Annotated in this window: 17 protein-coding genes; 10 read left to right on the top strand and 7 right to left on the bottom strand. The window is 71.5% G+C overall.

Annotation, left to right across the window (positions count from 1 at the left end; translation table 11 throughout):
* Positions 1–305: 305 nt before the first annotated feature.
* From ACFY04_RS33810 to ACFY04_RS33780, 7 genes are all read left to right on the top strand, one after another.
* Positions 306–887: a restriction endonuclease gene (locus tag ACFY04_RS33810; protein WP_389122795.1), complete on the top strand. Its 582-nt coding sequence runs from the start codon at positions 306–308 to the stop codon at positions 885–887.
* Positions 888–1,317: 430 nt separating this feature from the next.
* Entirely contained in the window at positions 1,318–1,572 is a 255-nt protein-coding gene (locus ACFY04_RS33805; RefSeq protein WP_389122792.1) for a hypothetical protein, read from the top strand.
* Positions 1,573–1,801: 229 nt separating this feature from the next.
* Entirely contained in the window at positions 1,802–2,389 is a 588-nt protein-coding gene (locus ACFY04_RS33800; protein WP_389122789.1) for a TetR/AcrR family transcriptional regulator, read from the top strand.
* A gap of 222 nt (positions 2,390–2,611) precedes the next feature.
* Positions 2,612–4,039 carry a dihydrolipoyl dehydrogenase family protein gene (locus ACFY04_RS33795; protein ID WP_389123042.1) on the top strand — a complete coding sequence of 476 codons (1,428 nt, stop codon included), beginning with the start codon at positions 2,612–2,614 and terminating at the stop codon, positions 4,037–4,039.
* 224 nt (positions 4,040–4,263) lie between these two features.
* Positions 4,264–4,803, top strand: a complete 540-nt coding sequence (locus ACFY04_RS33790) for a hypothetical protein (protein ID WP_389122787.1) — start codon at positions 4,264–4,266, stop codon at positions 4,801–4,803.
* Between the two features lie 43 nt (positions 4,804–4,846).
* Positions 4,847–6,598, top strand: coding sequence for a hypothetical protein (locus ACFY04_RS33785; RefSeq protein WP_389122786.1), 1,752 nt, complete (start codon positions 4,847–4,849; stop codon positions 6,596–6,598).
* Positions 6,599–6,689: 91 nt separating this feature from the next.
* Positions 6,690–7,478, top strand: coding sequence for a metallophosphoesterase (locus ACFY04_RS33780; RefSeq protein WP_389122783.1), 789 nt, complete (start codon positions 6,690–6,692; stop codon positions 7,476–7,478).
* Here ACFY04_RS33780 and ACFY04_RS33775 read toward each other — a convergent pair.
* Positions 7,451–7,768, bottom strand: coding sequence for a DUF2087 domain-containing protein (locus tag ACFY04_RS33775; protein WP_389122781.1), 318 nt, complete (start codon positions 7,766–7,768; stop codon positions 7,451–7,453). The genes ACFY04_RS33780 and ACFY04_RS33775 overlap by 28 nt on opposite strands.
* Between ACFY04_RS33775 and ACFY04_RS33770 the strand changes: the two genes are divergently transcribed.
* Positions 7,767–7,931 (top strand): hypothetical protein, encoded by a 165-nt coding sequence (locus tag ACFY04_RS33770; protein WP_389123056.1) that lies wholly within the window; start codon positions 7,767–7,769, stop codon positions 7,929–7,931. The genes ACFY04_RS33775 and ACFY04_RS33770 overlap by 2 nt on opposite strands.
* 79 nt (positions 7,932–8,010) lie before the next feature.
* Here ACFY04_RS33770 and ACFY04_RS33765 read toward each other — a convergent pair whose 3' ends face one another.
* A complete protein-coding gene (locus ACFY04_RS33765) occupies positions 8,011–8,349 on the bottom strand; it encodes a hypothetical protein (RefSeq protein WP_389122779.1) in 339 nt (112 codons plus the stop codon).
* Between ACFY04_RS33765 and ACFY04_RS33760 the strand changes: the two genes are divergently transcribed.
* Positions 8,339–8,536: a hypothetical protein gene (locus tag ACFY04_RS33760; protein ID WP_389122777.1), complete on the top strand. Its 198-nt coding sequence runs from the start codon at positions 8,339–8,341 to the stop codon at positions 8,534–8,536. The genes ACFY04_RS33765 and ACFY04_RS33760 overlap by 11 nt on opposite strands.
* A gap of 119 nt (positions 8,537–8,655) precedes the next feature.
* Here ACFY04_RS33760 and ACFY04_RS33755 read toward each other — a convergent pair whose 3' ends face one another.
* The 5 genes from ACFY04_RS33755 to ACFY04_RS33735 form a co-directional block, all read right to left on the bottom strand.
* Positions 8,656–9,147, bottom strand: a complete 492-nt coding sequence (locus ACFY04_RS33755; protein ID WP_389122775.1) for a DUF6114 domain-containing protein — start codon at positions 9,145–9,147, stop codon at positions 8,656–8,658.
* On the bottom strand, positions 9,138–9,770 hold the full coding sequence (locus ACFY04_RS33750; RefSeq protein ID WP_389122773.1) for a DUF6230 family protein: 633 nt from the start codon (positions 9,768–9,770) through the stop codon (positions 9,138–9,140). Before ACFY04_RS33750 ends, ACFY04_RS33755 begins: the two co-directional genes overlap by 10 nt.
* 108 nt (positions 9,771–9,878) lie before the next feature.
* Positions 9,879–10,640, bottom strand: coding sequence for a MerR family transcriptional regulator (locus ACFY04_RS33745; protein WP_389122770.1), 762 nt, complete (start codon positions 10,638–10,640; stop codon positions 9,879–9,881).
* Positions 10,641–10,668: 28 nt separating this feature from the next.
* The gene (locus tag ACFY04_RS33740; RefSeq protein WP_389122767.1) at positions 10,669–11,871 is read right to left on the bottom strand and encodes a methyltransferase; all 1,203 of its coding nucleotides are present in this window, start codon (positions 11,869–11,871) and stop codon (positions 10,669–10,671) included.
* A 61-nt stretch (positions 11,872–11,932) separates the two neighbouring features.
* Positions 11,933–12,283: a tetratricopeptide repeat protein gene (locus ACFY04_RS33735; RefSeq protein ID WP_389122764.1), complete on the bottom strand. Its 351-nt coding sequence runs from the start codon at positions 12,281–12,283 to the stop codon at positions 11,933–11,935.
* A gap of 105 nt (positions 12,284–12,388) precedes the next feature.
* Here ACFY04_RS33735 and ACFY04_RS33730 point away from each other — a divergent pair, with 105 nt between their 5' ends.
* Positions 12,389–13,354, top strand: coding sequence for a pirin family protein (locus ACFY04_RS33730; protein WP_389122762.1), 966 nt, complete (start codon positions 12,389–12,391; stop codon positions 13,352–13,354).
* The last annotated feature ends 497 nt before the right edge of the window (positions 13,355–13,851 follow it).

Raw genomic sequence — 13,851 nt, 5'->3', positions numbered from 1 at the left:
TTTTGCCGCGGGGGGCGGCGGCGCCGGGGGGCCGGGGGGGGGTTTCTGTTTGGGGGTGTCCCCCGCGGGGGTTTCCCCACTCTAGGGGGGGGGGCCCCCCCCCCCGCGGGGGGGGCCCGCCGCCGATTCGCGGACGTTGAACCGGACCGCCGACCGGCACTCGGTCAGTTCTGGAACCCGGTGAGGGGCTGGTGAGAACTGGACGGGTGCGGCGAGCCGTACGCCGCAGCACACCCGGATGGATCCGCGCGCGGCTGGGGAGCTGTAGAGCGCACGGACAGCCGGATCCAGGGAGGGGACGGAGCATGGGAACGGGAACGGTGCTGCTGGTGGTCTTAGCGGTCCTGGCCGCAGGGGGTGTGACGGGGACGCTGGTGCGCGCGGGGCGCCGCGAGGCCGAGGCGGAGAAGATCCGGCTCGCGGAACAGGCGCGGGTCCAGGCGCTGCGGTCGATGGAGGCGATCTGGCTTCTGGGGGACCGCGAGTTCGAGGAGTACGTCGCGGAGCTGTGTCGCCGGGACGGGTGCACCGAGGTCCGCAGGGTGGGCGGCGCGAACGATCTGGGCGCCGACGTGATCGGCCGGCTGCCGGACGGGAGGAAGATCGTGGTGCAGTGCAAGCGGTACGCGAAGCACCGCACGGTCGGCAGCCCGGACCTCCAGAAGTTCAACGGCACCGTCCGCGACGAACACGGAGCGGACGTACCGCTCTTCGTCGCCTCGTGCAAGTTCACCAAGCAGGCCCGCGCCTTCGCGGCCCGACGCGGCCTGGTGCTCTTCGACGTCGACCTGCTCGGCTTCTGGAACAGCGGCACGCCCCTGACGGCGCTCCTGGACCTGGACATCGGCCGGTCCGGCACCAACCGCAAGCTGGCCCCGGACAGCTGAACGCCCGCCGTCGACCTCACCGACGCAACCGACGATCCACCTCCTGTGGGCGTTGCGCGCCCGTTCGGCGAAGAGGGCGGAGTGGGCAGTGGTGTCCGGTCATTCCTGCCACACCACGAGCAGGGTGCAGCGGTATTCATTACGACACAACGGCTTGAATTCGCCCGCCTTTTCACGCTCACCTGGCGGGTGATGGGGCCAGGCAGCCTCAGCAGGTGCTCAAGTCTATTGATCATCCCGTGAAGATCGCTATTATTCATTCTGCTCCACCGAACTCGATACTCTGCCGATCAGGGAACGTCGTTTGAAGTTCAAGAACTCGGTTCATGCCGCGAACGGACCGGCAGTCAAGTGACCCCGAAAAGGGAGTGTGGCCGACCGTGGCTGCCGGAGAGGGGCATATCGGCATCCGATCCTGAAAGGTTGCGGAGTGAATGATCTGACCGCTCTGGCGTCTGCCGCTTTCGGCTCCACCGTGTATCTCGTGACTTTCTCGACCGTGAACTGGCTGAACCAGCTGTCCCCGCGTGCCAAGGTCACGGGCCTGATTGTGGCCGGAATGATTCTGTGCGCAGTTATCGGAAATATCGCGTTCGAGAGCCGGAGCGCCACGCTCGGGTTCATCGCAGGCGCCGGCCTGACACCGCCCGTACACCGGTGGATCCTGCAACGACGCAAGCAATAGCGCAGTCGGTCGCTGGTTCTTGACCATGCGGCTCATGGCCTTGCAGCTCTTGCCGCCGGCTCTGGCGACCGGGGGCTTCCCCCGCAGGCCTTGAGGGGCCCGGCGTTGGCGAATCGGCCCCGGTCGTCGCCGATCCCGGCCAGCACACGGGTGTAATGGTGCTTTAGGGTGAACCCGGCGAGGATCGGGGTGATCCGCCGCCGTTACGAAACCGAGGACCGCCTGCCCGATGCCGAAGCAACAACGCGGCGAAGCCACTGTCGAACAGGTGCTGGACGCGGCGCTCCGCCTCTACTCCTCGTCCGGGGAAGCCGGTCTCACCCTCGGAGCCATCACCGGCGCCAGCTCGGTCAGCTCCGGAAGCATCTACCACCACTTCGGCAGCCTGGACGGGGTGGTCGCCGCCCTCGCGCTGCGCTCCCTGGAACAGCTCCTGAAGGAACTGGGCGCCGCTCTGCTCCAGGCGGCCGACGCCCGCTCCGGCATCCGGGCCGTCGTCCTGGCCTACCTGGACTTCGTACAGGCCCATCCCGACGCGGCCCGCCTCGTCCACTCCGTCACCGCGGATCGCTTGGGCATGGCCCGCGCGCGAGAGATCCGGGACACCCAGGAGGCCCGGCTGACACCGATCACCCTCTGGATCCACGCGCACCAGGAATCGGGCGAACTCGCCCAGCTCCCCGCCCCCTTGATCGAGTCCCTCGCCATGGGCCCGGTCGTCGCCGTCGTCCGGCGCTGGCTCACCGTGGGGGACCTCGATCTGGAGGAAGCCGCCCGTGAACTGCCCGACCGCATCTGGCGGTCGGTCGGCAACTGACCCGGTCGGTGTGGCCGGCGCAGCAGGGAGGACAGGTGAGAGCCATCGGGCCGTGGCCTCGGGCGGGCACCTGCCCCCGGCGGGACGGCGGTGTCACCACGCCGAGGCCGCCCGTCATCTCAGGCATGTCTCGCAGACCACACGTAGAGTGACGGGATATTAGCCCCTGACCGGGATTCCCATGGGTCCTGGTGGACCCTCTGGAACCCTTGGAAGGTGCCTGTGTCGGAAGCGGTGGAGTACGACGTCGTGGTCCTCGGCGGGGGACCGGCCGGTGAGAACATCGTCGACCGGACCCGCGCCGCCGGGCTGAGCACGGCGCTCGTCGAGAGCGAACTGGTGGGCGGCGAGTGCTCGTACTGGGCCTGCGTCCCGAGCAAGGCGCTGCTGCGCCCGGCGCTGGCCCGGGCCGACGCCCGCCGGGTGCCCGGCCTGGCCGGTGCCGTCCAGGGGCCCCTGGACACGGCGGCGGTGCTCGCGCACCGCAACTACTGGACCGGCGACTGGAAGGACCAGGGCCAGATCGACTGGATCGACTCGACCGGCGCCCACGTGTACCGGGGCCATGGCCGGCTCTACGGGATCCGCAAGGTCGCCGTCACCAGCCCCGAAGGCGAGCACCACATCCTGTCGGCCCGGCACGCGGTGGTCGTCGCCACCGGCACCCGGGCCGTGATCCCGGACCTCCCGGGGATCGCCGGCGCACGCCCCTGGACCAGCCGTGAGGCGACCTCTGCGCAGGAGGCCCCCGGCCGGCTGCTGATCGTGGGCGGCTCGGTGGTGGCCGTCGAGATGGCCACCGCCTGGCAGGCCCTCGGCTCGCAGGTCACCGTCCTCGCACGCGGCGACGGCCTGCTGCCGCGGATGGAGCCCTTCGCGGGGGAACTGGTCGCCGACGCGCTGCGCGAGGCCGGGGCGGTGGTCCGTACGGGAGTGTCCGTCGAGGCCGTGGTGAGGGACGGCTCGACGGGCCCCGTCAGCGTGGTCCTGGAGGGCGGCGAGACGCTGGAGGGCGACGAGCTGCTGATGGCGACGGGCCGCGCGCCGCGGACCGAGGACATCGGGCTGGACACCGTCGGCCTGCCCGCCGGCCGGTGGATCGACGTGGACGACACCTGCCGGGTGCCCGGGCACGACTGGCTGTACGCCGTCGGGGACGTCAACCACCGCGTGCTCCTCACCCACCAGGGCAAGTACCAGGGACGGATCGCGGGCGCCGTGATCGCCGCCCGCGCGGCCGGCACCCCGCTGGACACCGCGCCCTGGGGCGCGCACACGCCGACCGCCGACATCCGCGCCCTCCCCCAGGCGGTCTTCACCGATCCGGAGGCCGCCGCGGTGGGCCTGACCCTGGCCGAGGCCGAACGGGCCGGGCACCGGGTGCGCGCGGTCGACTACGACATGTCCAAGGTCTCCGGCGCCGGTCTGTACGCCGATGGCTACAAGGGCCGGGCCCGAATGATCGTCGACCTCGACCGCGAGGTCCTCCTCGGGGTGACCTTCGTCGGCCCCGGCGCCGCGGAGATGATCCACGCGGCCACCATCGCGGTCGCGGGGGAGGTCCCGATCCAGCGCCTGTGGCATGCGGTGCCGTCGTTCCCGACCATCAGCGAGGTCTGGCTGCGGCTGCTGGAGACGTACCGGGGGTGAGAGTCCCCGGCGTCCTGGACACGGCCCGGCTGCGCCGCACGGTGCAGCCGGGCCGTTTCGTTGCCCGTCGCTGCTTCCCGGCCCGGGATCGGCTTGCGCGGGAATGGAGTTGACCGGCCGTCACGGCGCGGGAGATGGCGCGAAGCAGGCGTGCAACCTTGATCGATATTAGGTTAGCCTTACCTCAGTTTTGTGACGTCCTGTGCCTGAAAGGTGTTCCAGTGATGCGTGCTGCCTCCCTGCCCCGTACCGCCGCCCGCGCGGCCGTCGCCGCCTCCGCCGCCGTCGCGCTCGCCGTCGGCGCGGCCGGCTCCGCCTCGGCCGCCACCTCGACGCGTACGGTCACCGACGGCGCGACCACTTTCAACCTCAGCCTCACCGCCCCCTCCTCCGCCGCCGCGGCCGGTCAGAACGTCACGGTCACCGGCAGCGGATACAACACCGCCAAGGGCATATACGTGAGCCTCTGCGCCGTCAGCGGCGCACCGGGTGCGAGCAAGCCCACCCCCTGCCTGGGCGGTTCGGACCAGTCGGGCACCACCGGGGCCTCGCACTGGGTCAACAACGTCTTCGGCGGGACCCTGGCCAACACCTCCAAGTTCGGTACGGGCGGCACCTTCAGCGTCACCATCCACGTCAAGGCCGACCTCGGCGGCGGCCAGATCTGCGGCGAGACGGTCGAGTGCGCCATCGTCACGCGCGCCGACCACTTCAACTCCTCGAACCGCAAGTACGACGTCCACGTCCCGGTGACCTTCAACTGATCCCGCTCCGGGACCGATTCCCCGACCCGTCGACGAGGAAGCCATGACACCCCGACACCCCCTCACCCCCGGTCGCGCGGGCGCCGCATCCGCCGCGCTCGCGCTCGTACTGGCCTCGGCCGCCACCGGAAGTCCCGTATCGGCAGCCGGGGGCGAGGGGGCCGACGTACCGCAGGGCACCGTCGCGTACCGGTCGGTGGCGCAGTTCACCACGGCGGGCAAACCCCGTGACCTGCTGCTGCACCCGGACTCGAAGAAGCTGTACGTCGGTTCGGACGACCTCCCCGAGACCGCCGACGTCAACGAGAGCGGGCTGCGCGTCCTGGACCCCGCCGACGGCAAGGTGCGCAGCACCGTCGGCCAGGCTCCCGGGCCCACCGGAACGCTCGGCCGGCGGGCCGTGCGGCAGCTGCTCGCGCCGCTGCCCGGTGGCGGGGCGGTCTTCTTCTATCCCCTGCGCGGCATCGGTACCGCGAAGGACGGCGACGCCGCCGCGGCGGGCGCGTGGGTGCCGGGTGCGGCCGTCACCTACGCCACCGCCGGGCTCACCCCCTCGACGGTGCTGGTCGCGCAGGGCCCCGTCCTGTCGGAGGTCGACATCGCGACCGCCGCCGTGAAGCGCTCCGTCACACTGGCGGGCGGGGACGCGTTCGCGGTCGACGCGGCGCGCGGCACGGTGTGGTTCACGGACATCGGCAACCGCCGGATGTGCCGGATCGACGCGGCCGCCTTCCAGGTCGCCGCGACCGTCGAACTCCCGGCCGGCGAGGGATTCGGCGGGTTCACGGAGGTGGACCCCGAGACCGGCTCGGTGTGGGTCGGGCTGGACTCCTCCGTCGTCGTCCACGACGCGACGGGCAAGCGGCTGGGCACCCTCCGGGGCGCGGGCACCGACATGCCCCGCGCGGCGGGCTTCGACGCCACCACGCACGAGGCGTTCGTCGTGTGGCAGGACGCGGGGGACACCTCGCAGCCGGGCAGCGACAACGACGGAACGCTCACCGTCCACCGCACCCGCGACCTCCAGGAGGTCGTGAAACCGGTCGTACTCCCGGGAATCCACGTGCAGTTGGGCAGTGCGGCCGTCGCCGTCGAGCCCGGTGGCGCGGCCGTCTTCGTATCGGACCCGGTCGCCGGCCGGATCACCCGGCTGGAGCGGGCGACGTCCCCGAAGGTCACCGGGAACCCGGCGGACCAGGCGGTCACGGCCGGCTCGCGGGTCTCGCTCACGGGGGAGGCCGAGGGGACCCCGCGGCCCACCGTCACCTGGCAGGTCAGCACGGACGCGGGCCGGACCTGGCAGGCCGTGGCGGGCGCCACCTCGCCGACGTACACGTTCACGGCGGCGCTCTCCGACAGTGGCCGCCGCTACCGGGCGGAGTTCGGCAACGACGCCGGTGTGGGCCGTACCACTGCCGCCACCCTCACCGTCACCATCGCGGACGCCACGACGGGCGGCGGCAGTGGCGACGGCGGCTCCGCCACGACCGCGGGCACCGGCGGGACGGGCTCCACCGGCTCCACCGAATCCACCGCCTCGGCCGGGAGCGCGACAGGCGGTGCCGGCGGCGGCTCCGGTGGTGCGGGCGGCTCCGACGGCACGTCCGGCACTCCCGGCAGCGTCGGCGGCGGTTCGGCCGGTGCCACGGTCGGCGGAGGCGATCACACCACTCCCGGCGGCGGCGCGCTCGCCTCCACGGGAGTGGCCGTGGCCTCCCTCGCCGGGAGCGCCGTCGTGCTCACGGCGGCCGGGTGGGTGCTGCTGCGCCGCGCACGGCCGCGCAGCACCGGCTGAGGGCCGTCAACCCGCAGCGGGTGGGCGGTGGTTGGGCGTGTTGAATGGGTGTTCACCCCATCTCTCGACCAGAGACGAAGGAGATACCGCAGTGATCGTGATCGCCCACCTCAGCGACGTCCATCTCGACGGTGACCGGCGCGCGGCCGACCGCACCCGCGCCGTCATGGAGTACCTCGACGCCCTTCCGTACGACTTGGACGCCGTACTCGTGAGCGGGGACATAGCCGACCACGCCGAGGACGCCGAGTACGAGCAGGCCGCGAAGCTGCTGCGCTCGCGCCACCCCCTGGTGGTCTGCCCCGGCAACCACGACGAGCGCGCCGCCTTCCGCCGCGGCCTGCTGGGGGAGGGGTCACCAGGGGAGTCGCCCGAGGGTTCCCTCTCCACCGAGCCCGTCGACCAGCTGCTGCGCGGCGAGGGCTTCGTCCTCGCCGTGTGCGACTCGTCCGTTCCCGGCGAGCACCACGGCTTTTTGGAGGAGTCCACCCTGGCCTGGCTGGACGGCGTACTGACCGACACCCCGCCGCAGACTCCGGTCCTGGTGGCCTTCCACCACCCGCCGGTGCCGCTGCACACCCCGTACGTGGACGAGATCCGGCAGTTCGGGGAGGAGCGGCTCGCCGCCCTCGCCGAGCGGCACCCGCACCTCACCGCTTTCCTGTGCGGGCACGCGCACACCGCCGCGGCCACCACCTTCGCGGGCCGGCCGGTACTCGTCGCGCCCGGGGTGGTCTCCACGCTCCGCCTGCCGTGGGAGGCGCCGACCGGGTCCTCCGAGCACGTGCACCTCGACGAGCCGCCGGCCGTCGCCTTCCACGTGATCGGCGACGACGGCCGACTGACGACCCACTACCGGGTGGTCGCCGCCCGCCGGTAGGTACGTCCGTCACGGGTCCGCGTGAGCCGGCCCGAGGTGATCAGGTAGCGCCGCAGCGCCGAGCAGTCCTCGTGCACGGTGCGCAGCGCGTCGTTCACCTCGGGCTCCGTGTACTCCCGGTCCACCGTGAAGAGGGTCTCGGTGAGGTGGGCGAGCAACTGCTCGCGCCGGGCGGCCTTGCGCGGGATCGCGAGGAGGCGGCCGCCGGAGAAGAGGTCGGAAACGTCCCGCTGCGGTGGGCGCGCGGCGGGAGGCTGCGAAGGCTGGTGGTGGTCGGTGCTGTCGGTCATGTCCGCGAGCATCGTCCGTCCGCTCCGGAGGGGCAACGCATTTTTGGTCCCGGCAAGCGCCGACTCGATCGTCCAGCGCCCGGTCGGCGGGCTCGCCCACCCGCAGATCGACTGGCAGAACCGGCCCACGTACCAGCAGGTGACGGAGTTCGCCGCGCACTGATGAATGCGAGGGGTGCACAACGGCCCGTCCGTTCCCGGACTTCTCCGGGAACGGACGGGCCGGGGGCCGATCGGGCGGGTCAGGGACCGACGGTGATCTGCTGCGCCGGGTCGGTGGTGTCGGTCACTTTGTAGACCGCGTTGAAGGTGGAGGTGGTCGCGCTCGTCGGGCAGCCGAACCCGCCGGTGACCGTGACCGGTACGGAGACGTTCGTGAAGGTGAGCGTCGACGGAGCGCCGTTGGCCCAGGTGCCGCCGACGTTCGCCGGGGCGGTGGGGGCGGCGGTGACCGTACAGGAGGCGAGCCCGCTCGTCTGGACCACCAGACCGCCGACCGGCAGACCCATGGTGGCGGTGATCGGGGCGCCGTTCTGCATCGACACCGACCAGGCGCCGCTGGTGGTGACCGTGGGCGTCACTCCCCACATGCTGGAGGTGCACGAGCTGTACGTGGGCGCCGAGATCGGCGAGGACACGGGCCCGGCCGGGTTGCTGTTGCCGGGGGCTCCCGGCACGCTGCCGGTGGCGACGGAGACCGTACAGGTCACGGTGACCGAACCGGCCTTGAGGGTGGCCTTCCCGCTGAGGGTGGCCTGGAACGCGTGACCGGCCGGGGTGACGGTGGTCGACCCGGCCAGCGGTAAGGGCCGCGGAGGCGGTGACCGAGGCGAGGGCGATGGCTCCGGCGACGGCCGTCCCGAGGGCGAGCGCGGTCCGCGTACGGCTCATGGCTGTGCTCCTTGGGGATCGTGGTGCGGGGTGGGGGGAGGGGGTGCGGCCACGGCGGACTCCGCGGTCCCGGCTTCGCCGGCTTTGCGGGCTTTGCCGGCTTTCCCGGCTTTCCCGGCTTTCCCGGTACGCCGGGCGGCGTGGGGCTGCCAGGCGAACATCAGGCCGCCGCCGAGGATGCCGAGCAGGGTGCCGATCAGGAACCCGCCGAGGTTCGACAGGACCAGAGCGGCGGTGGCGATCAGGGTGGTGAGGACACCCGCGAGAGAACGCTGAGGGGGAGAGAACCAGGCGGTGAGCCCGAGCACGATCATCACGATGCCCATCAGGACGGACGGGATCCCCGCCACCCCCTGCTGGAGCATGATCTTCAGCGGTGCCAGCGGCAGGACGCAGATCCACGACCCGGCCAGGACCGCGAACAGCCCGCCCCAGAAAGGTCTGCTGCGCCGCCACCGCCGCCAGCGCCGCAACAGGTTCAGAAGCATTCCTTCTTGCCCTTGCTGACGTTCATGCTGAGCCCGGAGAGCTTGAAGGTGCCGGCGTTCGTCGCCCACGCCGTCTGCTGGAGATCGGTGATGCTGACCGTGTCGGCCTGCTGGGCGAAGAGGTCCTGCATCCCCTGGGCCTGGGCCGGACCCTTGTCGAGGGTGGAGGCGTCGCGCCCGATCTCGATGTTGTTGAAGACGGCGTCGCCCGCGAGCTGGGTCGCGTCGACGAAGAGGTTGCTCGCCTCGACCGGGGTCTTGCGTCCGGCGGTGAGGTTGAGCGAGATGTCCCCGATCACCGGGAGCGAGGTGACCACGGACTGGCACAGGCTGTGGAGCTTGGCCTCCCTGATGGCGGTGACGGCCACCGGGATGAGCTCCTGGCGTGCATTGACGTCCACGCTGCCGTACTGGGCGAAGCCCTCGCCCTCCAGGCTGCTCGCCGACACCTTGAACTGCTGCCCCGACACGGCGAACGAGGCGGCCAGGACGCCCTGCGCGAGGGCGATGCCGAGGCCGGCGGTCACGGCCACGGCGGGGATGGTCAGGACGGCGAACCGGCGCCAGCGGACACGGCCGGAGTCATCGTCGGAAGGGTCGGTTAAATGCGGGGAACCGGTCATGAGAACGTCCCTATATTTCGGCTGTGCACCGTTGTTACCGACGAGTTGAATGTAAGAGTGCCAATGGGGGTTGGCAAGGTTGTGCGACTGCACCCTTTGAGCCGACTCCTACTGCTCCGTACGCAGCAGTTCGGCGACCTCCGCATCCACCCGCCGGGCCATCGCCCGCGCGAACTCCGAGGTCACCACCTCACCGGCCACGGGCCGCAGGGCCGCCACCGCCGCCGTGATGTGCTGGAGCTGTGTGGCCGAAAGCCGTTCCAGGCCCCCCGGGCCCGCCGCGTCGATCACGTACCGCCGGAAGAGCCCCACGAACCGGTCCGCGACCGCCGCCGCCTGTGCCTGTACGAACTCCCCGGCATCCAGGATCTCCGCGAGCGGCACCCCCTGCCGCACCAGCGTCAACGTCGCCTCCAGCAGCCGCCGGCTCGGGTACGTGACCAGGTCCCCGTCGACCGTCACGTAGCCGAGCTCCGCCGCCCGCCGGGTGTCCGCGGCGGTCGCCGTCGGGCCGAACAGGTCCCGCAGCTCGCCCCGGGTCATCGTCACCGGCTCCTCCTGCACCCAGTCCCGGGTCATCTCCCGTTCCAGGCCCAGCAGTTGGGACAGGCCGCCGCCCTGCTCCCACGCGTGCAGGAGCTCGGCGATGCCGTTGACCGTGTAGCCGCGCCCCAGCAGGTCGCTGATCAGCCGCAGCCGGGTCAGGTGATCGTCGGAGTACCAGGCGATCCGGCCCTCCCGGCGCGGCGGCGGCAGCAGCCCGCGCTCCTGGTAGTAGCGCAGGTTGCGCACCTTGACGCCGGCCGCCCGGGCCACGTCCTCGCGGCGGTAGCGCCCGCTACCGCTTCCGTCCTCCACCTGGCTGCTCACGCGCCAGAGTGTAGGAGCTGCCGGCAGGTCACATGGGGCGTGGACGATCCTGCTTGACCGCCCGCAGGACCACGAACTTCGGCTCGCTCGCGACGACTTCGCTGTTGCCGAACAGCCGGCGCAGATGGGTGTGGTAGCCCATGTGCCGGTTGGCGACGATCCACAGCTCGCCGCCCGGCCGCAGCACCTTGCGCGACTGCGCGAACATCCGCAGCGCCGTCGCGTCCGTCGTGGCCTGGTGGGAGTGGAAGGGCGGGTTGCTCAGCACCAGGTCCACGGAGGCGGGGGAGAGCATCGCGACCCCGTCGCCGACGTGGAACTCGGCGGTGCGCCGGCCCTCGCGGATGTTCGCCCGGTAGGTCGCCCGCGCCGAGGCGACCGCCTGGTAGGACTCGTCGGTGAACACGACCTCGGCGTCCGGGTCGTGGGCCTGGACGGCCGTGCCGACGACGCCGTTGCCGCAGCCCAGGTCCACGACCCGGGCACCGTCGGTGTTGGTCGGCAGGTTCTGCAGGAAGAAGCGGGTGCCGACGTCGAGCCGGTCGGCGCAGAAGATCCCGGCGTGGTTGACGACGGACAGGCCGGAGGCCGACCCGGCGTCCTCGTCCACCGTGTACGTCAGCGGCCACGGCCCGGCGGACGTGGGGCGGGTCGCCCCGGGGGTGCCCGGCGTGCAGAAGATCAGCCGTGCCTTCTTCTCCGCGAGCGAGGTCTTCGTCGGGCCGAGGATCTTTTCGAACAGGCGCAGCGTGGAGGTGTGGATCTCCTTGACCATGCCGGTGCCGACGACGACGGTGCCCGCGTGCACGTGCGGGGCCAGCCGGTACAGCTGGTCCTCCAGCAGCGCCAGGCTCTTGGGCACGCGCACCAGCAGGACGTCGATCCGCTCGGGCGCCGGGTCCTGGGTGGTCAGCAGGGTCACCGTCGACTTGGACGTCCCGATGCCGGCCCGGTCCAGGTTCGCGGCGGTGGCGGCGCGGGTGAGGGCGGAGTCGGTGACCTGCGTCGGGTGGTACGCGGCGAGCGCCGTCGTCAGCGTCCCCCAGCGGTCCCCGAGCACGACGATCCGGCCGGCGGCGGCCAGGTCCACCGGCCCGCGTTCCCCGGTACCGGAGTCGAGGTGGCGCAGCAGGTACTCGTCGGCGGCGTCCCAGGCGCGGAGCCGGTCGCGCGGGTCCTCGGGGAAACGGGTGAGCTCGTAGGAGCCGAAGGGTGTGGTGAGGCGGTTCATATGGGCCCCAGGCTATCCGAGCCGGAGGCCCGAGCCCGCATGCGCGGGGCCGGGTGGCGTGCTACTCGGGGAACTCGCCCGCCATGGCGGCGGCCATCCGCAGGTAGGGACGGGCCTCGGTGGCCCGGCCCAGACGCTCCAGGGTGCGACCGAGCATCAGCTGTGCGTAGTCCTCCACCGGCCAGCGCTCCAGGATGGCGCGGAGCTCGCGCTCGGCGCGGGAGAGCTGGGCGGAGTGGTAGTAGGCGCGGGCCAGCAGCAGCCGGGGCGCCAGCTGCTCGGGGGCCTCGCCCGCCAGCGCCTCCAGGATGCGGGCGGCCGTCGCGTACTCCTTCGCGTCGAAGAAGAGCTGGGCGCGCGCCCAGCGCTCGGCTGCCGTCCCGTGCTCGAAGTACGTCGTCGGCGCGTTCATCGCGTCCCTTCCGCCGTTCAGGTGATCTGTCCGCTGCCTCCAACACGCCTTGGCCGTGGAACATTCCGCTCTCCGCCGCCACCGCCTCGGGGCTAGGTTGTCCACATGAGCAATCTCGATCGCCAGCCCGCTCTCTCCGCCTGCGGCGGCCGCGGTTTCGTCGTGGCCGAACCGGTGCGCGAGCTCCTCAGCCCGCGCACGGTCAAGCTCGGAGAGTCCACCGAGGTCCGCCGACTCCTGCCCAACCTGGGCCGCCGCATGGTGGGCGCCTGGTGCTTCGTGGACCACTACGGCCCGGACGACATCGCCGACGAGCCCGGCATGCAGGTCGCGCCGCACCCGCACTCCGGGCTCCAGACGGTGAGCTGGCTGCACGAGGGCGAGGTGCTGCACCGCGACAGCGTCGGCAGCCTGGAGACGATCCGGCCCCGGGAGCTGGGCCTGATGACCTCCGGCCGCGGCATCAGCCACTCGGAGGAGAGCCCGCGCCCGCACGCCCGCTTCCTGCACGGCGCCCAGCTGTGGGTGGCCCTGCCGGACGCCCACCGCAACGTGGAACCGCACTTCCAGCACCACGCCGACCTCCCGCGGGTGACGGCCCCGGGCCTGACGGCGACGGTCATCCTGGGCACCCTGGACACGGCCACCTCACCGGGCACGGCGTACAGCCCGATCGTGGGCGCGGACCTCACCCTCGCGTCGGGCACCGAGACCCGGCTCCCGCTGGACCCGGACTTCGAGTACGCGGTCCTGTCGATGTCGGGCGAAGCCCACGTCGACGGCGTCCCGGTCCTCCCGGGCTCGATGCTCTACCTCGGCTGCGGTCGCACCGAACTCCCCCTGCGGGCGACCTCGGACGCGAGCCTGATGCTCCTGGGCGGCGAGCCGTTCGAGGAGGAGATCGTGATGTTCTGGAACTGGATCGGACGGTCCCAAGAGGATATCGCACAGGCCCGCGAGGACTGGATGAATGGGACGAGATTCGGCGAGGTGAAGGGGTATGGCGACCCTCCACTTCCGGCTCCTGACCTGCCCCCGGCCCACCTCAAACCACGCGGACGAGTGCGCTGACCTGCGGCAACTGGAGAGGGGCGGTCCTGCCGGGCGTGGGTCGTATGCCTTCCGGTTGCTGAAGCTTCCGTACTTCCGATCACGCCCCGCGCTTGCCCTTCGATGGTGCGGGGCCTTCCCCGTCTGTGGGCGTCCGTGGGTGGGCGTATGTCTACGAATGCTGACCCAATGCTGACTTTTCTGACGCTGCATCAGATGAGGCTTCGGGCAGGTACAGACGTCGAATCGACTTCGGGGGCGATCGGCGCTTGCTTGGAAGTTGTTCCCGGCTACGTGCCGGCCGGGGGCCCACTGCGCTTCGCAAGAGCCAGACCGAGAGTCTGATCGCCCGGGTGCTACCGCTTGTAGGAAGCCGACAACCCCTGCAGCGGTCGTCGCAGGGGCGTCCGCCGTGCCCTCTCGGCTAAGGGATTGCAGATCATCAAGGTGTTGCTTCCCGACCTGGGGCTCGTTGGTCTGGTATGCGCATCCCGGACGAGACCCGTGACCAACTCTGC

This window comes from Streptomyces sp. NPDC001549 (assembly GCF_042894025.1).
Classification (GTDB): Bacteria; Actinomycetota; Actinomycetes; order Streptomycetales; family Streptomycetaceae; genus Streptomyces; species Streptomyces kutzneri.
This window is presented reverse-complemented; position numbering and strand designations above follow the sequence as displayed.

Bases quoted from the DNA above. Each gene is read 5' to 3' on its own strand.
- ACFY04_RS33810 (WP_389122795.1), top strand. From the start codon at position 306: ATGGGAACGGGAACGGTGCTGCTGGTGGTCTTAGCGGTCCTGGCCGCA.
- ACFY04_RS33800 (WP_389122789.1), top strand. From the start codon at position 1,802: ATGCCGAAGCAACAACGCGGCGAAGCCACTGTCGAACAGGTGCTGGAC.
- ACFY04_RS33790 (WP_389122787.1), top strand. From the start codon at position 4,264: ATGCGTGCTGCCTCCCTGCCCCGTACCGCCGCCCGCGCGGCCGTCGCC.
- ACFY04_RS33785 (WP_389122786.1), top strand. From the start codon at position 4,847: ATGACACCCCGACACCCCCTCACCCCCGGTCGCGCGGGCGCCGCATCC.
- ACFY04_RS33770 (WP_389123056.1), top strand. From the start codon at position 7,767: ATGTCCGCGAGCATCGTCCGTCCGCTCCGGAGGGGCAACGCATTTTTG.
- ACFY04_RS33775 (WP_389122781.1), bottom strand. From the start codon at position 7,768: ATGACCGACAGCACCGACCACCACCAGCCTTCGCAGCCTCCCGCCGCG.
- ACFY04_RS33755 (WP_389122775.1), bottom strand. From the start codon at position 9,147: ATGCTTCTGAACCTGTTGCGGCGCTGGCGGCGGTGGCGGCGCAGCAGA.
- ACFY04_RS33750 (WP_389122773.1), bottom strand. From the start codon at position 9,770: ATGACCGGTTCCCCGCATTTAACCGACCCTTCCGACGATGACTCCGGC.
- ACFY04_RS33740 (WP_389122767.1), bottom strand. From the start codon at position 11,871: ATGAACCGCCTCACCACACCCTTCGGCTCCTACGAGCTCACCCGTTTC.
- ACFY04_RS33735 (WP_389122764.1), bottom strand. From the start codon at position 12,283: ATGAACGCGCCGACGACGTACTTCGAGCACGGGACGGCAGCCGAGCGC.
- ACFY04_RS33730 (WP_389122762.1), top strand. From the start codon at position 12,389: ATGAGCAATCTCGATCGCCAGCCCGCTCTCTCCGCCTGCGGCGGCCGC.